This is a genomic window from Pseudomonas sp. B35(2017), from assembly GCF_002113645.1.
In the GTDB taxonomy this organism is placed as follows: domain Bacteria; phylum Pseudomonadota; class Gammaproteobacteria; order Pseudomonadales; family Pseudomonadaceae; genus Aquipseudomonas; species Aquipseudomonas ekonensis.
This window is the reverse complement of sequence record NZ_NEIZ01000002.1, coordinates 488,886-504,056: the sequence shown is the minus strand read 5'-3', so window position 1 is coordinate 504,056 and position 15,171 is coordinate 488,886. Positions and strand designations below refer to the sequence as shown.

General features: G+C 63.7%; 13 protein-coding genes, 4 tRNA genes and 1 pseudogene. 7 read left to right on the top strand and 11 right to left on the bottom strand.

All coding sequences use genetic code 11. The features are described 5' to 3' along the window. Positions 1-57: 57 nt before the first annotated feature. From CAG41_RS05880 to CAG41_RS05865, 4 genes are all read right to left on the bottom strand, one after another. Positions 58-837, bottom strand: coding sequence for an ABC transporter permease (locus CAG41_RS05880; protein WP_085578141.1), 780 nt, complete (start codon positions 835-837; stop codon positions 58-60). Then, positions 834-1,766, bottom strand: coding sequence for an ABC transporter ATP-binding protein (locus CAG41_RS05875; protein ID WP_085578142.1), 933 nt, complete (start codon positions 1,764-1,766; stop codon positions 834-836). Before CAG41_RS05875 ends, CAG41_RS05880 begins: the two co-directional genes overlap by 4 nt. Positions 1,767-1,898: 132 nt before the next feature. Further along, the gene (locus tag CAG41_RS05870) at positions 1,899-2,522 is read right to left on the bottom strand and encodes a glutathione S-transferase family protein (RefSeq protein ID WP_085706778.1); all 624 of its coding nucleotides are present in this window, start codon (positions 2,520-2,522) and stop codon (positions 1,899-1,901) included. Positions 2,523-2,565: 43 nt separating this feature from the next. Beyond that, positions 2,566-3,237, bottom strand: a complete 672-nt coding sequence (locus CAG41_RS05865; protein WP_085629671.1) for a transglutaminase family protein — start codon at positions 3,235-3,237, stop codon at positions 2,566-2,568. Positions 3,238-3,485: 248 nt separating this feature from the next. Between CAG41_RS05865 and CAG41_RS05860 the strand changes: the two genes are divergently transcribed. Beyond that, positions 3,486-5,933: an acyl-CoA dehydrogenase gene (locus CAG41_RS05860; protein WP_085706777.1), complete on the top strand. Its 2,448-nt coding sequence runs from the start codon at positions 3,486-3,488 to the stop codon at positions 5,931-5,933. Positions 5,934-6,021: 88 nt separating this feature from the next. Continuing rightward, entirely contained in the window at positions 6,022-6,429 is a 408-nt protein-coding gene (locus CAG41_RS05855; protein ID WP_085578146.1) for a PA2817 family protein, read from the top strand. Between the two features lie 62 nt (positions 6,430-6,491). Here CAG41_RS05855 and CAG41_RS05850 read toward each other — a convergent pair whose 3' ends face one another. Beyond that, positions 6,492-7,490 (bottom strand): LysR family transcriptional regulator, encoded by a 999-nt coding sequence (locus tag CAG41_RS05850; RefSeq protein WP_085578147.1) that lies wholly within the window; start codon positions 7,488-7,490, stop codon positions 6,492-6,494. Positions 7,491-7,580: 90 nt separating this feature from the next. Here CAG41_RS05850 and CAG41_RS05845 point away from each other — a divergent pair, with 90 nt between their 5' ends. The 4 genes from CAG41_RS05845 to CAG41_RS05830 all read left to right on the top strand — a co-directional run bounded on the left by CAG41_RS05845 (position 7,581) and on the right by CAG41_RS05830 (position 11,646). Next, the gene (locus CAG41_RS05845) at positions 7,581-8,207 is read left to right on the top strand and encodes a hypothetical protein (RefSeq protein ID WP_085629667.1); all 627 of its coding nucleotides are present in this window, start codon (positions 7,581-7,583) and stop codon (positions 8,205-8,207) included. Positions 8,208-8,296: 89 nt separating this feature from the next. Continuing rightward, the gene (locus CAG41_RS05840; RefSeq protein WP_085578149.1) at positions 8,297-9,067 is read left to right on the top strand and encodes a 2OG-Fe(II) oxygenase; all 771 of its coding nucleotides are present in this window, start codon (positions 8,297-8,299) and stop codon (positions 9,065-9,067) included. Between the two features lies 1 nt (position 9,068). Beyond that, the gene (locus CAG41_RS05835) at positions 9,069-9,707 is read left to right on the top strand and encodes a LysE family translocator (protein ID WP_085578150.1); all 639 of its coding nucleotides are present in this window, start codon (positions 9,069-9,071) and stop codon (positions 9,705-9,707) included. 199 nt (positions 9,708-9,906) lie between these two features. Then, entirely contained in the window at positions 9,907-11,646 is a 1,740-nt protein-coding gene (locus CAG41_RS05830; protein ID WP_085578151.1) for a dipeptidase, read from the top strand. 153 nt (positions 11,647-11,799) lie between these two features. On the opposite strand, the gene CAG41_RS05825 is transcribed toward CAG41_RS05830, so the two are convergent. The 4 genes from CAG41_RS05825 to CAG41_RS05810 all read right to left on the bottom strand — a co-directional run bounded on the left by CAG41_RS05825 (position 11,800) and on the right by CAG41_RS05810 (position 12,212). After that, positions 11,800-11,875, bottom strand: a tRNA-Gly gene (locus CAG41_RS05825). A gap of 3 nt (positions 11,876-11,878) precedes the next feature. Beyond that, positions 11,879-11,954: transfer RNA gene (locus CAG41_RS05820), tRNA-Glu, on the bottom strand. A 104-nt stretch (positions 11,955-12,058) separates the two neighbouring features. After that, positions 12,059-12,134, bottom strand: a tRNA-Gly gene (locus tag CAG41_RS05815). A gap of 2 nt (positions 12,135-12,136) precedes the next feature. Next, positions 12,137-12,212: transfer RNA gene (locus CAG41_RS05810), tRNA-Glu, on the bottom strand. A 387-nt stretch (positions 12,213-12,599) separates the two neighbouring features. Between CAG41_RS05810 and CAG41_RS05805 the strand changes: the two genes are divergently transcribed. Then, entirely contained in the window at positions 12,600-13,358 is a 759-nt protein-coding gene (locus CAG41_RS05805; protein ID WP_225927212.1) for a hypothetical protein, read from the top strand. A gap of 79 nt (positions 13,359-13,437) precedes the next feature. Here the strand turns inward: CAG41_RS05805 and CAG41_RS29120 are convergent, their stop codons facing one another. Further along, the gene (locus CAG41_RS29120; protein ID WP_371857105.1) at positions 13,438-14,301 is read right to left on the bottom strand and encodes a methyl-accepting chemotaxis protein; all 864 of its coding nucleotides are present in this window, start codon (positions 14,299-14,301) and stop codon (positions 13,438-13,440) included. Then, a pseudogene (locus tag CAG41_RS29115) lies at positions 14,296-14,523 on the bottom strand (HAMP domain-containing protein); the annotation flags it as partial. The gene CAG41_RS29120 and the pseudogene CAG41_RS29115, both read right to left, overlap by 6 nt. Between the last annotated feature and the right edge of the window lie 648 nt (positions 14,524-15,171).

Here is a 15,171-nt window from a genome sequence, read left to right as displayed (position 1 = left end):
TTGGGGTGCCTGGTGTGCAGCCATCGCCAGCGGGCTGGCGATGAACGCAACCGGTTCTTAGGTGCGCATTCCGCGCCCGCTCACCAGCAACCGTGCGCAACCGATGTACAGCACCACCGTGGCCACCAGCATGAACGTGATGGCGGTGCCGATGCTGATGTCCGACACGCCGAGGATCCCGTAGCGGAACGCGTTGACCATGTGCAGCACCGGGTTGGCCAGCGACACGGTCTGCCAGAACGGCGGCAGCAGGCTGATCGAATAGAACACGCCGCCCAGGTAGGTCAGCGGGGTCAGCACGAAGGTCGGGATGATCGAAATGTCGTCGAAGTTGCGCGCAAACACCGCGTTGATGAAGCCCAGCAGCGAGAAGATCGTCGCGGTCAGCATCACCACCAGCACGGTCACGCCCAGGTGATGCACCTGCAGGCGGGTGAAGAACAGCGACAGCAGGGTCACGATGATGCCCACCATCAGGCCGCGCAGCACGCCGCCCAGGGTGTAGCCGACCAGGATCGTGTGCGGCGACACCGGGGAGACCATCAGTTCTTCGATGGAACGCTGGAACTTGCTGCCGAAAAAGCTCGACACCACGTTGCCGTAGGAGTTGGTGATCACCGACATCATGATCAGCCCCGGCACGATGTACTCCATGTAGGTGAAGCCGCCCATGTCGCCGATCTGCCGACCGATCAGGTTGCCGAAGATCACGAAGTACAGGACCATGGTGATCGCCGGCGGCAGCAGGGTCTGCGGCCAGATCCGGGTGAAGCGTTTGACCTCGCGGTAGACGATGGTGTTCAGGGCGACGAGGTTGGGGCGCAGTTCGGAACTCATACCGCCACCTTCGACAGGTTCTTCTCGACCAAAGACACGAACAGCTCCTCGAGGCGATTGGTTTTGTTGCGCAGGCTCAGCACTTCGATGTTCTGCAGGGCCAGTTGGCCGAACAGCGCGGTGATGCCCATGGATTTGTCGACCTGGACCTCCAGGGTGTGGCCGTCCACCAGCCGGCACGGATAGCCGGCCAGTTGCGGCGCGGCCTGCAGGCCGGTCTTGAGGTCGAGCAGGAAGGTCTCCACATGCAGTTGGCCGAGCAGTTGCCGCATGCTGGTGTTCTCGACGATGGTGCCGTGGTCGATGATGCCGATGTTGCGGCACAGCTGCTCGGCCTCCTCCAGGTAATGCGTGGTGAGGATGATCGTGATGCCCTTCTGGTTGAGCTCGGTGAGGAAGCTCCACATCGAGCGGCGCAGTTCGATGTCGACGCCTGCGGTCGGTTCGTCGAGGATCAACAGGCGCGGCTCGTGGATCAGCGCGCGGGCGATCATCAGGCGCCGCTTCATGCCGCCGGACAGCGAACGCGACGGCACGTCGCGCTTGTCCCACAGGCCGAGCTGGGTCAGGTACTGCTCGGCGCGCTCCTTGGCGATCCGCGCCGGGATGCCGTAGTAGCCGGCCTGGGTCACGACGATGTCGAAGGTCTTTTCGAACTGGTTGAAGTTGAACTCCTGGGGCACCACGCCGATCGAGCGCTTGAGCGCGGCGGGGTTCTTGTCCAGGTCGTTGCCGAAAATGTTGACCGTGCCGCTGGTCTTGTTCACCAGGGTCGACAGGATGCCGATGGTCGTGGACTTGCCGGCGCCGTTGGGGCCGAGCAAGGCGAAGAAATCACCTTCGGCGACGTCCAGATCGATACCGTTCAAGGCCTGGAACCCGTTGCCGTAGGTTTTGGTTAGCTGCCGGATGGACAGAGCGGAACTCATATCGGATTTACGCACCAAGAAGGAAATATGGAATGGGGAAAAGCCGGCGGCGAGGGAAACAACCGCGACGCATGGGCGCCATGGTGCTTGCCGTCGCCGCACAAGTACAGTCAAGTGTGTCGATAGTAGGTATTAAGTCAACGCGGTCATGACCGCCTTGCGGTAAGCCGGACGCTGCTTCAGTCGCTCGTACCAGGCCTGCAGGTGCGGCAACGGCGCCCGCTCGATGGGCATTTCGAACCAGGCATAGATGAAACTGCCCAGCGGAATGTCGCCCATGCCGATTTCGTTTCCGGATAAGTACGGCTGCTGCTTCAGGGCTTCGTCGGACATCGCCAGCAGCCCTTCGCATTCCTTGACGGCGGCGTGGATCGCCGGCCAGTCCTGTTGCTGGGCCGGCGTGCGCAGCACACCCCAGAACACGGTGCGAAACGGCCCGGCGAAACTGGAGGTCGTCCAGTCCATCCACTTGTCGGCGACGGCGCGGGTGCGCGGATCGGCCGGATACCAGGCGGTGCCGGCCGCATGCGTGGCCAACAGGTAACGGACGATGGCGTTGGACTCCCACAGCACCAGACCGTCGTCCTCGATCACCGGCACCCGGCCGTTCGGGTTCATGGCCCGGTACTGCGGCGTATCGACCACGCCGAACGCGCCGCCGGCATCGATCGCCTCGTAGGCCAGCCCCAGCTCTTCGGCGGCCCACAGCGGTTTCCTGACATTCGACGAATTCTTGCGACCCCAGATCTTCAGCATGACCGCCTCCTTTCCATTGAACGGGCGGGCAGCATACGCCGGATCAGCCGCCCTTGGCATCACACGTCAGGTCGCCCTGCATGTCTCCCAGCAACGGCGGCTGCCCCTCGCCGAACAGGTGCGGGTAGCACTGCCTGATATGCCCGAAAAACAAGTCGTCCGGCACGTCGGCGAACTGGCCGTGATCCACCAGGTACTCCATCAGCAGTTCGCCGTCGCGGTTGTAGGGGTGGAACACGCTGTCATGAACCCCGTCGAACTCCAGCGGCGCGACGTTGAACAGCTCGCAGAGCCCTTGGTTGAACGCCGGCGTGGCCTTGACCCAGCGGCCGTCCAGGAACAGCTCGGTGTAACCGTGCATGGCGAACACATCGCTCCTGAGCAGCTCCAGCAGGCGCGGGGTCGACAGATGATTGCGCACGTCGGCCAGGCCGATGCGCGCGGCGATCCCGCAATGCCGTGCGCAACCGGCCAGCAGCGTGGCCTTGGGCACGCAATAGCTCTCGCCCGCGGCCAGGGCATAACTGCCGCGCAGGGTGTCCGGGTCGCGGCTGAAGGTATAGGGGTTGTAGCGCACCGCCTCGCGCACGGCGTAATAGAGACTGACCGCCTGCGCGCGCGGATCGCGGTCCGGGCCACGGTGCAGTTCTGCGAACTCCACCACCGCGGGGTGGTCGCTATCAATGAAGCGGCCGGGACTCAAATACTCGCGCATGACGGTTATCTCCTGGGTGAATCCCGAGTCTAGCGAGCGCCCGGGCGCAGAGATAACGACGTTTCGGCCAAACATGCACGCAAAGCTGCGGGATTGACGAACGATTTCCCACAGCTGTTGCCCACCGAACTTACGAAAGCCATCCGGGGCTTCCCACGCGTTCAGTCAGCCCGATCCGACCGTCCGTTTTCGCGGATGCCGTCTAAGCTCTGGGAGGTCGTTTTGCCCTGGTTCACGGAGGACTCAATATGCTGTTGTTGTGGATACTGGTTCTGATCGTCGGCGTGGCGTATCTCGCCCATCGCCGGACCGCACCGCTGCCGGCGCTGGGCATCGTCGCCGCCTACCTGCTGGCCATGGGCATTTTCGGGCGGGCTCCCGGCGGGCTCTTGCTGGTGTTATGGATCGTACTGGCGCTGGTCGCCGCCCCGCTGCTGCTGCCGGACCTGCGCCGCCGGCACTTCAGCGCACCGCTGTTCGCCTGGTTCCAGAAGACCCTGCCGCCGATGTCGCAGACCGAACGCGACGCCATCGACGCCGGCACGGTCTGGTGGGACGGCGAACTGTTCAGCGGGCGTCCCGACTGGGACAAGCTGCTGTCCTATCCCAAGGCCGAGCTGACCGAAGAGGAACAGGCGTTCATCGACGGCCCCACCGAAGAACTGTGCGCGATGGTCAGCGACTGGCAGATCGGCCAGGCGATGGATCTGCCGCCCGAAGCCTGGACGCACATCAAGGAACACGGCTTCTTTGCCCTGATCATTCCCAAGGAGTTCGGCGGCAAGGGCTTCTCGGCCTATGCCCACTCCCAGGTGGCGATGAAGCTGGCCACCCGCAGCGGCGACCTCGCCTCAACGGTCATGGTGCCCAACTCCCTGGGGCCGGCCGAGCTGCTGCTGCACTACGGCACCGACGAGCAGCGCAACCACTATCTGCCGCGCCTGGCCCGTGGCGACGACATCCCGTGCTTCGCCCTCACCGGGCCGCTCGCCGGCTCCGACGCCGGCGCCATGCCCGACACCGGCATCATCTGCAAAGGCCAGTGGGAAGGCGAGGAAACCCTCGGCCTGCGCCTGAACTGGGAAAAGCGCTACATCACCCTCGGCCCGGTCGCCACCCTGCTCGGCCTCGCCTTCAAGGCCTATGACCCCGATCACCTGCTGGGCGACCAAGAGGACCTGGGCATCAGCCTGGCGCTGATCCCCACCGACACCCCCGGCGTGAACATCGGCCGTCGCCACCTGCCGCTGGGCGCGGCGTTCATGAACGGACCGAACTCGGGAACGGACGTGTTCATCCCCCTGGACTTCCTCATCGGCGGTCGGGACATGCTCGGCAAGGGCTGGATGATGCTGATGAACTGCCTGTCGGTGGGGCGTTCGATCTCGTTGCCGGCGGTCGGCACCGGCGCGGCCAAGTTCACCAGCCTGGTGACCGGGCAGTACGCGCAGGTTCGCGAGCAGTTCAACGTGCCGCTGTCCGCCTTCGAAGGCATCCAGGAAGCCATGGCGCGCATCGGCGGCAACGCCTGGATGATGGACGCCGCGCGGATGCTGACCGCCAATGCGGTGGACCTGGGCGAGAAGCCTTCGGTGCTGTCGGCGATCCTCAAGTACCACCTCACCGAACGCGGCCGCGAATGCATCAGCCACGCCATGGACGTGCACGGCGGCAAGGCGATCATCATGGGCCCGAACAACTACCTGGGGCGCAGCTGGAACGGCGCGCCGATCTTCATCACCGTCGAAGGCGCGAACATCCTGTCGCGCAACCTGATGATCTTCGGCCAGGGCGCGATCCGCTGCCATCCGTTCGTGCTCAAGGAAATGGCCCTGGCCGGCCGCGAAGACAAGGAACAGGCGCTGAAGGAGTTCGACGGCCTGTTGCTCAGGCACATCGGCTTCGCCGTGGGCAACGCCGCCAGCACCCTGGTGCTGAACCTGGGCCTGGGCCACTTCGAAAAGGCGCCGGGAAACCGGCTCAGCCAAGGGTATTTCCGCGCGCTCAACCGCCAGGCGGCGGCCTTCGCCCTGCTGGCCGACCTGAGCATGATGCTGCTGGGCGGCGAACTGAAGCGCCGCGAACGGCTGTCGGCGCGGCTGGGCGATGTGCTGAGCAACCTGTACCTGGCCTCGGCGGCGCTCAAGCGCTACCACGACCTGGACTCACCGGAGCACATGGAGCCGCTGTTCACCTGGGCGATGGAGGAAAGCCTCGGCCAATCGGAGAAGGCGCTGGACGAGTTGCTGACCAACTTCCCGAACCGGGTGTTCGGCTGCCTGCTGCGGCTTGTCGTGTTTCCGTTCGGCCGACGCCACAAGGGCCCGTCGGACAGGCTCGGCGCCGAAGTGGCGGCCGTCATCGGCCGCGCCAAGGGAGATCCGGCCTTGGAGGAACTGTTGGGCGGCTGCTATCGACCGCAGTCGGCCGAGGATCCGGTGGGCGCCCTGCAGCACGCCAGCGACCTGCTGTCGGCTGCGCAGCCGCTGCACAAAAAGCTGCACACGGCGCTCAAGAGCGGGCAGGTCAGACCGTCCGCAGGGGAACATGCCATCGAAGCGGCGCTGGAGGCCGGCGTGCTGCAGCCGATGGAGGCCCAGACCCTGCGCAACGCCGAGGCGGCGCGACGCAAGGTGATCGATGTCGATGACTTCGACAAGGCGCAACTGGCGCTGGCCGAAGGCAAGGTGCGCTGAGCCTTCGGGCCATGCGGCGCTTTGGCCGTGAAAAAGGGGCGCGGTGGCTTTATACTCCGCGCCCGTTTTGCTCTTGAGGACTTATCCCGTGTCCAACATCGTTGCCGATCATCTGGTTTTGCTCGACCACCTGCGCACCATCCTGGTCGCCGTGGGCGAGGCTGATCAAGTGCCTGAAGAGAGCCATGCCCTGTTCCTGGAGCGCTTCGACGAGCTCCGCGCACAACTGCCGGTCGACCCGATCGAGAGCCAGTACCTGGGCCAGGACATCCTGTGCCAGATCATCAGCCGCTACCCGCAGATCGCCCACCTGATCCCGCGGGATCTGCTGTGGTACTTCGGCGGCGACTGCCTGCACTACCTGGCCGACGAAGAGATCGACCTTTACCAGGCGCTGGAAGAGCGTCGCTACGAAGCCGAACAGAACGACGAACCGTTCGACTGGAACCAGGAAAAGCAGTTGCTGGCGATGCCGGACCAAGACATCAAGCACTGAGTCTCCCGGTGATACGAAAAGGCCCGCATGGTTGTCCATGCGGGCCTTTTCATTGCGCTTGCCTACAGCAGGCCGTCGCTTTCCGGCAGTTCGTAGGCGGCCATGACCTTGTTCGCGCCACCCGGCTTGCCGGGCTTGCTCAGGGTCGGTTCCTTTTCCAGGCACGCCACCAGATAGTCGATGAACACCCGCAGCTTGGGCGGCAAATACCGCGTCGGCGAATGCAGCAACCACAACCCGCCGTGGTAGGACGCCAGGAACGTCCAGTCTGGCAGCACCTGCACGACCAGGCCCTGCTCCAGGGCATAACGGGCGGTGAAGTACGGCAGGCTGCCGATCCCGATGTGCTGCAGCACCGCCCCCAAGCGCACGCCGGTGTGGTTGGCGGCATACCGGCCGCGTACGCCGACGGTCACTGACTTGCTGCCTTTCTTGAACTTCCAGCGCGCATCGCTCGGGGTTTCGCCCAGATAGATGCAACTGTGGTTGAGCAAATCGTGGGGGTGGGTCGGCGTGCCGTGTTCGGCCAGATACTGCGGCGTGGCGCACAACAGATGGTCGATGGTCAGCAACTGACGCCCGACCAGCCCGGCCGGAGGGCGGTCGGTGATGCGGATCGCCAGGTCGACATGATCGTCGATCAGATCCACCTGACGGTCCTCCAGCAACAATTCCACATCGACCTTGGGATAGCGGCGCAAGAACTCCGGCATGTGCGGATGGATCACGAACCGCCCCACCGCTTTCGGCACGCTGACCCGCACCAGCCCTTCGGCCTCATGGGTGTACTGGCCACTGATCTCCATCACCGACCTGGCGGCGCTGACCATTTCCCGGCAACGCTTGAACACCTCTTCCCCGCCGTCGCTCAGGCGCAGCTTGCGTGTGGTGCGCTGCAGCAGCCGCGTGGCCAGAGCCTTCTCCAGACGGGAAATGCTGCGGCTGACCGCCGATGGCGAAGAGCCCAGTTGGCGGGCCGCCTCGGAGAAGCTGCCGGTCTCCACGACCTTGACGAAGATCGCCATTTCACCCAGCAGCGGCAGCGGTAGATTTATGCTCACAGCGCAACAGTCCTTTGATCTTTGAACGGATTATCACGTTATTGCACGATTCATATAATTAAAAAAGAAACTTTAATAAGGGCATGGAATATGACGCTCCGCCTCTTTTTCCATAGTGATGACCTCAAGGCCAATGTGGAAGTCCTCGACTGCACGCCCCACGAAAGCGAATTCGCCGTGGTGCTGCGCGCGACCCTGTTCCACCCGCAAGGCGGCGGCCAGCCCTGCGACACCGGATGGATCGGCGAAAGCCAGGTGCTGCGCGTGGTGCAAGAGCCGGAGCGGATCGTCCACTACGTCGACCGGCCGGTTGCGCCGGGCATGGTGCAGATCCGCGTCGACGAACAACGCCGCCGCTTCAACACCCGCATGCATTCGGCCGGCCACCTGATCGGCCATTTCGTGCAGGCCCTGGGCTGGACGCCCATAAAGGCCCATCACTGGCCGGACGAAGGCCGGGTACAGTTCAAGCCGGGGGACGCAGCGCAGGAAGTCGACGCGCAGACCGTTCAATACGGCATCGGGCAATGGATCGAACACGACCTGCCCCGCTTGACCTCCCTGCGCGAAGGCGCACGGGAAATCGGTTTCGGTGCGCTGCCGGCCTACGGCTGCGGCGGCACCCATGTTCGTAGCCTGAAGGATTTGGGCACAGTCACGATCGCGTCCCTTTCGCAGAAAAAGGGCACGTTATCCGTCCACTACAGCGTGGATTGAGCATTTCGGACGCTGACTTGCGCAGCGTCCGACGCCGGGGAACCGTCTTCGCCGGTTCCGTTGACTATTCGATAGATGGACCTGACAACATGATGCTTGACGTCGAGCGTCTCGATGAGACGTGCATAAAAAAACTGGCCAACGAAGAAGTCCTCGCCATCCGCGTCAAAGGCTTTTTGCCCCAGGCGCTGGCGATCCAGATTGGCGACAAGATCCTGGCCCCCGGCTTCGAGGGCTACATCAACGCCCCCAGCATCGGCCGCATCGGCATGGCCTTCTACGAGGCGGAAAACCAGCCGCTGCTGATCGAGGACTACTTCGAGCGCGCCACCAGCAACATCGCTGAGTTGCGCAACCGCTGCGCGCCCTACTCTTCGCCGGTCGACACCTTGCGCTGCATGCTCGACGAATCCTGGCCCGCCGGGGCCCATCTGGAAAACCTCTACGGCCGCAAGATGTACGTCGGCCTCTCCCGGGTGGTGAAGCCGGGCGTGTGCTTCCTGGCCCACCACGACATTTTCGCCAAGGATGCGCCGGAGAGTTTCCAGGCCAAGAGCCTGGCGGCGCAGTTCGCCTGCAACGTGTACCTGAACATGCCGACCGAAGGCGGCGCGCTGCAGATGTGGAACGACGACATCTCCCCCGACCGGTTCGACGAAATGCGCGGCGACAGCTACGGCATCGACCCGCAGCTGCTCGGCCCGCCAGCGCTGGAAGTGCGGCCGCAGCCGGGGGATTTCATCATGTTCAACTCGCGGCGCATGCATTCGGTGACGCCCGGCGTGGCCGATCCGCGCCTGAGCCTGTCCTTCTTCGTGGGCTACCGCGGCAACGCTTCCCCCCTGACTTTCTGGAGCTGAAATGCAATCGAACTATCTGGGCGAGTTTCTCGCGCTGGCCACTATCCACTTTCTGGCCGTGGTCGCTCCCGGGCCGGACTTCGCCGTCACCATCCGCCAAAGCGTGCGTTTCGGCCGGCTGGTCGGCATCTGCACGGCGCTGGGCATCGGCGCAGGCATTTCCGTGCACGTGCTGTACACCCTGCTGGGCGTCGGCGCCTTGATGCACGCCACGCCCTGGCTGCTGACGGTGGCCAAGGTGGTGGGCGGCGCCTACATCTTCTACCTCGGCATCAGCCTGATCCGCAGCCAGCCCAAGTCGGCCCTGGAAGGAGACAAGCCCACGACCGAAACGCCTGAGGGACAGTCGCTGTTCAAGGCCTTCACCACCGGGTTCCTGACCAACGCCACCAACCCCAAGGCCACGCTGTTTTTCCTGGCGATCTTCACCACCGTCATCAGCGCCACCACGCCCCTTGAAATACAGGCGCTGTACGGCGTCTGGATGTGCAGCGTGAACGCCTTGTGGTTCGTGATCGTCGCGCTGTTCTTCTCCAGCAGCCGGGTGCGCCTGCTGTTCATGCGCCTGGGACACTGGTTCGAGCGCAGCATGGGGGTGATCCTGATTCTGTTTGCCGGGCGTCTGGTGCTGTCGATGTAGCACAGTCGGATCAGTGAAAGGCTCGACCCGTCAGTCAGGGTCGGGCCTTTTTCGTTTCTGCGCCGAATTTGCGGTTCTGTGCGACAGATCCCGTTTCCGGGGCTCCCCTATCGTGGGATGGCGGTGTTAGTTTGGAAAAGTATCTGTCTGATCGTTCAGACATTTCCCACTCACCGCCTGCAAAGGAATGCCCACAGCAATGAACGTCCCCTTCAAGCGCCTAGCCGCTTCGACCCTGATCCTGGCCGGCCTGTCCGCGCTCGCCCTGCCTGCCGCCGCCAACGTCACGCCGCAGCAGAGCGCGGCCATCATCAAAACCTTCAGCGAGACGCCGGCCACCGATTTCCGGCAGTTTCTGGGCAACCTGGCCAAGAGCGACCTGGGCAACACCGCAGACGTCGGCCCGGCCATCAAGGCATTCCTCGACAACAAGGACCTGACCGCCGAACAACGCAACGAGATCCATCGCCTGCTCGGCCTCTATACCCGGGTCAAGTACGGCAATGCGGCCAAGGAGACCCTGCGCGAACTGGTGGAGATCCCGACCTTCCGCAAGGACGGCGTCGCCCAGCACGAGAACCCTGAATTCATCAAGATCGCCGACAAGATCAAAAGCCTCGCCCAGGCGTTCAACCTGAACTATCGCAACATCGACAACCGCGTCTACGAGATCTCCCTGGAAGGCAGCGGCAAGGAAGTCGTGGGCATCCACGCCCACGCCGACGTGGTGCCGGTGACGCCGGAGAACTGGGTTCTGCAGGACGGCACCCGCCTCGACCCGTTCAAGGTCACCGTGATCGGCGACCGCATGTACGGACGCGGCACCGAAGACGACAAGAACGGCATTGTGGTGACGCTGTACGCGATGAAGGTCATCAAGGAAGAGAAGCTGCCGCTGGCGCGCAACTTCAAGCTGCTGGTGGACACCACCGAAGAGACCACCGGCGATGCGATCCCTTACTACTTCGAACGCAACCCGACGCCGGAGTACAACCTCGCGCTGGACGGCGGCTACCCGGTGGTGATCGCCGAAAAGGGCTACGGCACCGTGATGGCCCATTTCCCTCTGCGCAAGGCCGAGGGCAAGGGCGCCGAGATCGTTTCGATGACCGGCGGCCTGGCGACCAACCAGATTCCTTCGGTTTCGGTCGTCACCCTGGTGACCGACAAGCCCGCCGAACTGGCGGCCGGCCTGCAGAAGGCCGGCGATGAGTACGCCAAGCGCAACGGCGGGGACTTCCAGGTCAGCGCCAAGGTCGACGGCAAGGACGTCAAACTCTCGGTCACCGGTGTTTCCGCCCACTCCTCCGAACCCGAATCCGGGGTGAACCCGGTGGCGCGGATGCTCGATTTCATTCACGGCCTCGACGGCAAAGTCGCGCTCAAGCGCAACGCCTACACCGATGCGGCCCGCTACGCCGCCGACAACTGGGGCCTGGACTACAAGGGCAACAAGCTGGGCGTGGGCTTCTCGGATGCGTTCATGGGGCCGCTGACCACCTCCTTGACCTATGTCGGGAAAGACGAGAAAGACTTCAAGCTGGCGGTGAACCTGCGCGTGCCGAAGGGCAAGACGCCGGAGGTGCTCAAGACGGAAATCGCCGACAAGCTGGCGGCCTGGAGCAAGAAGAACAAGGTCGCGGTCAACTTCGACTACTCGGTGGCCGAACCGATGTACCGCAACCCCGAAGGCGAGTGGGTCAAGGCCTTGCTGGCCGTGGCCAGCGAAAACCTGGGCATGAAGCATGAGTTCGGCACGTCGGCCGGCGCCACGTCGGTGCACGAATTGCCCAACGGCGTGCAGTTCGGCTTGGCCCGGCCTGAAGAGAAGTACACCGGCCACACCGACGGCGAGTTCAAGACCAACGAGCAGTTTTTGCTGGATCTGCAGATCGTGACGGAAATGATGGGACGCATCGGGCAATTGCCGACGCTTTGAGGAGATGACAGGGCCTGCCCGAGCGGCGGGCCCGACCCTTCAGCGCTGCATTGGCTGACGCACCGTCAGCGCGGGCAGGCTCGCGCCCACAGGCCACACAAACTCTGGACAAACAAAAACGCCGCTCATCTCTGAGCGGCGTTTCTGTGAAATTGGAGCGGGAAACGAGACTCGAACTCGCGACCCCGACCTTGGCAAGGTCGTGCTCTACCAACTGAGCTATTCCCGCAAATGGCGTCCCCTAGGGGACTCGAACCCCTGTTACCGCCGTGAAAGGGCGGTGTCCTAGGCCACTAGACGAAGGGGACACGCTACCCGGAACACATGGTGTGTGTTTCGGTGTCCAGATCCGCATCCGAAGACTTGGTTCTGGTTTCACTCGACCCTGCCCGAAAGCAGTGCCGTTTAAAATTGGAGCGGGAAACGAGACTCGAACTCGCGACCCCGACCTTGGCAAGGTCGTGCTCTACCAACTGAGCTATTCCCGCATTGGCGTCCCCTAGGGGACTCGAACCCCTGTTACCGCCGTGAAAGGGCGGTGTCCTAGGCCACTAGACGAAGGGGACACGCTACAACATTCACTCCCTGCTTCGTTTCGCTGTGTGCTTTACGCTGCAAGTGGCGCGCATTCTATGGATGGTTTGAGAGGTCGTCAACCCCCTGATATAAATTTATTTAAATCAATGACTTCGACCTGCTTTCAGAGGCCGTCCGGGCTTTTCTGCCGTCCGGCGTTTGACGCCTATATTCCGACACCCGCCAAGGCGCTATAGTCCACGGCATAGGTGATGGCAATCTGAACCCCACGCGCCAGCATTCATATAAGCAGGCGCCTGGCCGATACAGGTTCAGCCACGCCGATCCAACTCGTCGAGCGGCCCTAGGCGCTTAAATGCCTAGCCACTACACTCGATCGTGAACCCTATAAAGAGGTCTTACCGGTGACACCACTCATGATCACCCTGCTAGTCGTAGCCGGGATCGCCCTACTGATCGCCATTGGCTACATGAACCATGTGGTGGAAAACAACAAACTGGAGAAGGCCCGCACCAAGGTCGAGCTCAACGACCGCCTGCGCCGCTGCGGCGAACTGACCGAAACCTTCCCCGGCCAGTTCATGACCCCGGCCCTCAAGCTGCTGCTGACCCGTCTGGAGCTGAACGTCTGCCAGCGCCTGCTGAACCTGGAAAAGACCAGCGCCACCACCAAGGCACGCATCACCGAACTGAGCGCGCTGGTGGCCCAGGGCGAATCGATCCCGGTCAACAACCCGCCGTCGCCGATCCAGACCGAAGCCAAGGCCAAGGACGTGCGCTTCCTGCTCGAAGCCCTGCACGGCCAGATCACCCGCGCCGCCCAGGACGGCTTCCTGCCGCCGAACGAAGCCAAGCACTGGGTCCGCGAAGTGCGCCATATCCTGGTGCTGCTGCACATCGAGTTCTTCAACAACCTCGGCCAACACTTCCTGCAGCAGAACCAGCCGGGCCAGGCCCGCCTGGCCTTCGAGCGCGGCGTCCAGTACCTGCGCAAGCAGCAGGATCCACGGATCTACGCCGAACAGCTGGAGTACCTGGAAAAGCTCCTGGCCCGGGCCAACGCGCAGGTCATGGACAAGATCGCGCCGGTGGAAGGCGAAGAGAACCAGTTGACCGCCGGCCTGAAGGAAGTCGAAGCCGATGCGGACTGGAAGAAACGTGTGATCTACGACTGATCGGATCCGCAATGAGAAAAGCCACCGCAAGGTGGCTTTTTTGTGGCTGGCATAAACCGGGGCGCGTCGCGCGTGGGGTTCAGAGCCTGAAGTGCCCCACCATCCCCTTCAGTTCATGCCCCAGCTGCGCCAGTTCCACGCTGGACGCCGCATTGCCCTGCATCGCAATCGAGGACTGGTCCGCGCTCGCCCGGATGCTGGTCACGCTGCGGTTGATCTCCTCGGCCACGGAACTCTGTTCCTCGGCCGCCGCCGCGATCTGCTGATTCATCTGCTGGATCAACGACACCGCCGCCGCGATGCTGCCTAGCGCGCTTTCCGTCTGCAGGGCATCGCTGACCGCCAGCTTCACCAGTTCGCCGCTGCTCTGGATCTGCTGCACCGACGCATGCGCCGCCGCCCGGAGCGCGCTCACCAGCCGCTCGATCTCTTCCGTCGACTGCTGGGTACGCCGCGCCAGCGCGCGTACCTCGTCGGCCACCACCGCGAAGCCCCTGCCCTGCTCGCCGGCCCGGGCCGCCTCGATGGCCGCGTTGAGCGCCAGCAGGTTGGTCTGCTCGGCGACGCTCTTGATCACACCGAGCACCGTGCCGATGTTCTGGATTTCCGCGCTGAGGCTTTCGATGCTGGAACTGGCGGTCGTCGCCGACTCCGCCAACTGCTCGATGCGCGCCATGCTCTGGCGCACTACCTGCTGGCCGCTCTCGACCTTGCCGTCGGCCGTCTGCGCCGCCAGCGCCGCCTCTTCAGCGTTGCGCGCCACGTCATGGACGGTGGCGGTCATCTGGTTCATGGCCGTGGCGACCTGTTCGGTCTCTTCCTTCTGGCTGCTGACCTCAAGGTTGGTCTGCTCGGTGACCGCCGACAGCGACTGCGCCGAACCGGCCAATTGCTCGATGCCCGCCTGCAATCCGCTGACGATGGCACTGAGCCCGTCGCCCATCTGCTGCATGGCGGCCATCAGTTGGCCGATCTCATCGCGGCGGGTCACTTCCACCTTCGAACTCAGGTCGCCGGCGGCGATCTGCTGCGCGACACGGATCACGCTGCGCAGCGGCGCGACGATCAGGCGGGTGATCACCCAGGCCGCGACCAGGCCCACCAGCAACGCCAACGCCGAAGACCCGACGATCAGCACCGAGTTTTTCTTCAGTTCCGCCTGCATCGAGCCGTCTTCGTCGGCATAGGCCTGATCGACCCGCGCCACCACCTCGGCGGCGCGCTGATGCAGTTGTTCGTACACGGTCTTTTCCTGAGCCAGCAGGCCGGTGTACTCGGCCAGCTTGTCGTTGAAACCGGCGATGTGCCCGGACACCTCGTTGAGCACCGTCAGATAGCCCTCGTCCTTGACCGTCGTCTTCAACTGCTCGGCCTGGGACAAGGCCTGGGCCGCCTGCTCGATGTTGCCTTTGCCGGCGCTGTCGGCATCGCCCTTGCGGCTCTGGTCCAGGCGCACCCGCGCCTCGTTCATCGCCTGCAGCATCAGGCGCGACACCTGGCTGACCTGGCTGGCCTGCTCAATGAACTGCGCACCGTCCTTGCCCTCGGAATCCTTGAGGGTGTACGCGCCGTCATCGGCCAGACCGGCCTGCAGCACGTCCAGGTTGTTGGCCACGCTGGACACCGACCAGCTGGCCATCTCCAGCGCCAGATCCTTGGCCTGGGTCAGGGACACGAACTCGTCGAACGCCTTGCGGTAGGCGCCCAGCGACTGTTCGACGTCGCTCATCACCGAAGCGTTGACCGCCGATTGCGCCTTGAGCTGTGCGGCCAGGGCCAACAGGCCGTCGACGCCCTCGTGCAAGGCGTCGAC

Bases quoted from the DNA above. Each gene is read 5' to 3' on its own strand.
- CAG41_RS05835 (WP_085578150.1), top strand. From the start codon at position 9,069: ATGCAATCGAACTATCTGGGCGAGTTTCTCGCGCTGGCCACTATCCAC.
- CAG41_RS05805 (WP_225927212.1), top strand. From the start codon at position 12,600: ATGATCACCCTGCTAGTCGTAGCCGGGATCGCCCTACTGATCGCCATT.
- CAG41_RS05830 (WP_085578151.1), top strand. From the start codon at position 9,907: ATGAACGTCCCCTTCAAGCGCCTAGCCGCTTCGACCCTGATCCTGGCC.
- CAG41_RS05840 (WP_085578149.1), top strand. From the start codon at position 8,297: ATGATGCTTGACGTCGAGCGTCTCGATGAGACGTGCATAAAAAAACTG.
- CAG41_RS05875 (WP_085578142.1), bottom strand. From the start codon at position 1,766: ATGAGTTCCGCTCTGTCCATCCGGCAGCTAACCAAAACCTACGGCAAC.
- CAG41_RS05860 (WP_085706777.1), top strand. From the start codon at position 3,486: ATGCTGTTGTTGTGGATACTGGTTCTGATCGTCGGCGTGGCGTATCTC.
- CAG41_RS05870 (WP_085706778.1), bottom strand. From the start codon at position 2,522: ATGCTGAAGATCTGGGGTCGCAAGAATTCGTCGAATGTCAGGAAACCG.
- CAG41_RS05865 (WP_085629671.1), bottom strand. From the start codon at position 3,237: ATGCGCGAGTATTTGAGTCCCGGCCGCTTCATTGATAGCGACCACCCC.
- CAG41_RS29120 (WP_371857105.1), bottom strand. From the start codon at position 14,301: ATGGGCGACGGGCTCAGTGCCATCGTCAGCGGATTGCAGGCGGGCATC.
- CAG41_RS05845 (WP_085629667.1), top strand. From the start codon at position 7,581: ATGACGCTCCGCCTCTTTTTCCATAGTGATGACCTCAAGGCCAATGTG.
- CAG41_RS05880 (WP_085578141.1), bottom strand. From the start codon at position 837: ATGAGTTCCGAACTGCGCCCCAACCTCGTCGCCCTGAACACCATCGTC.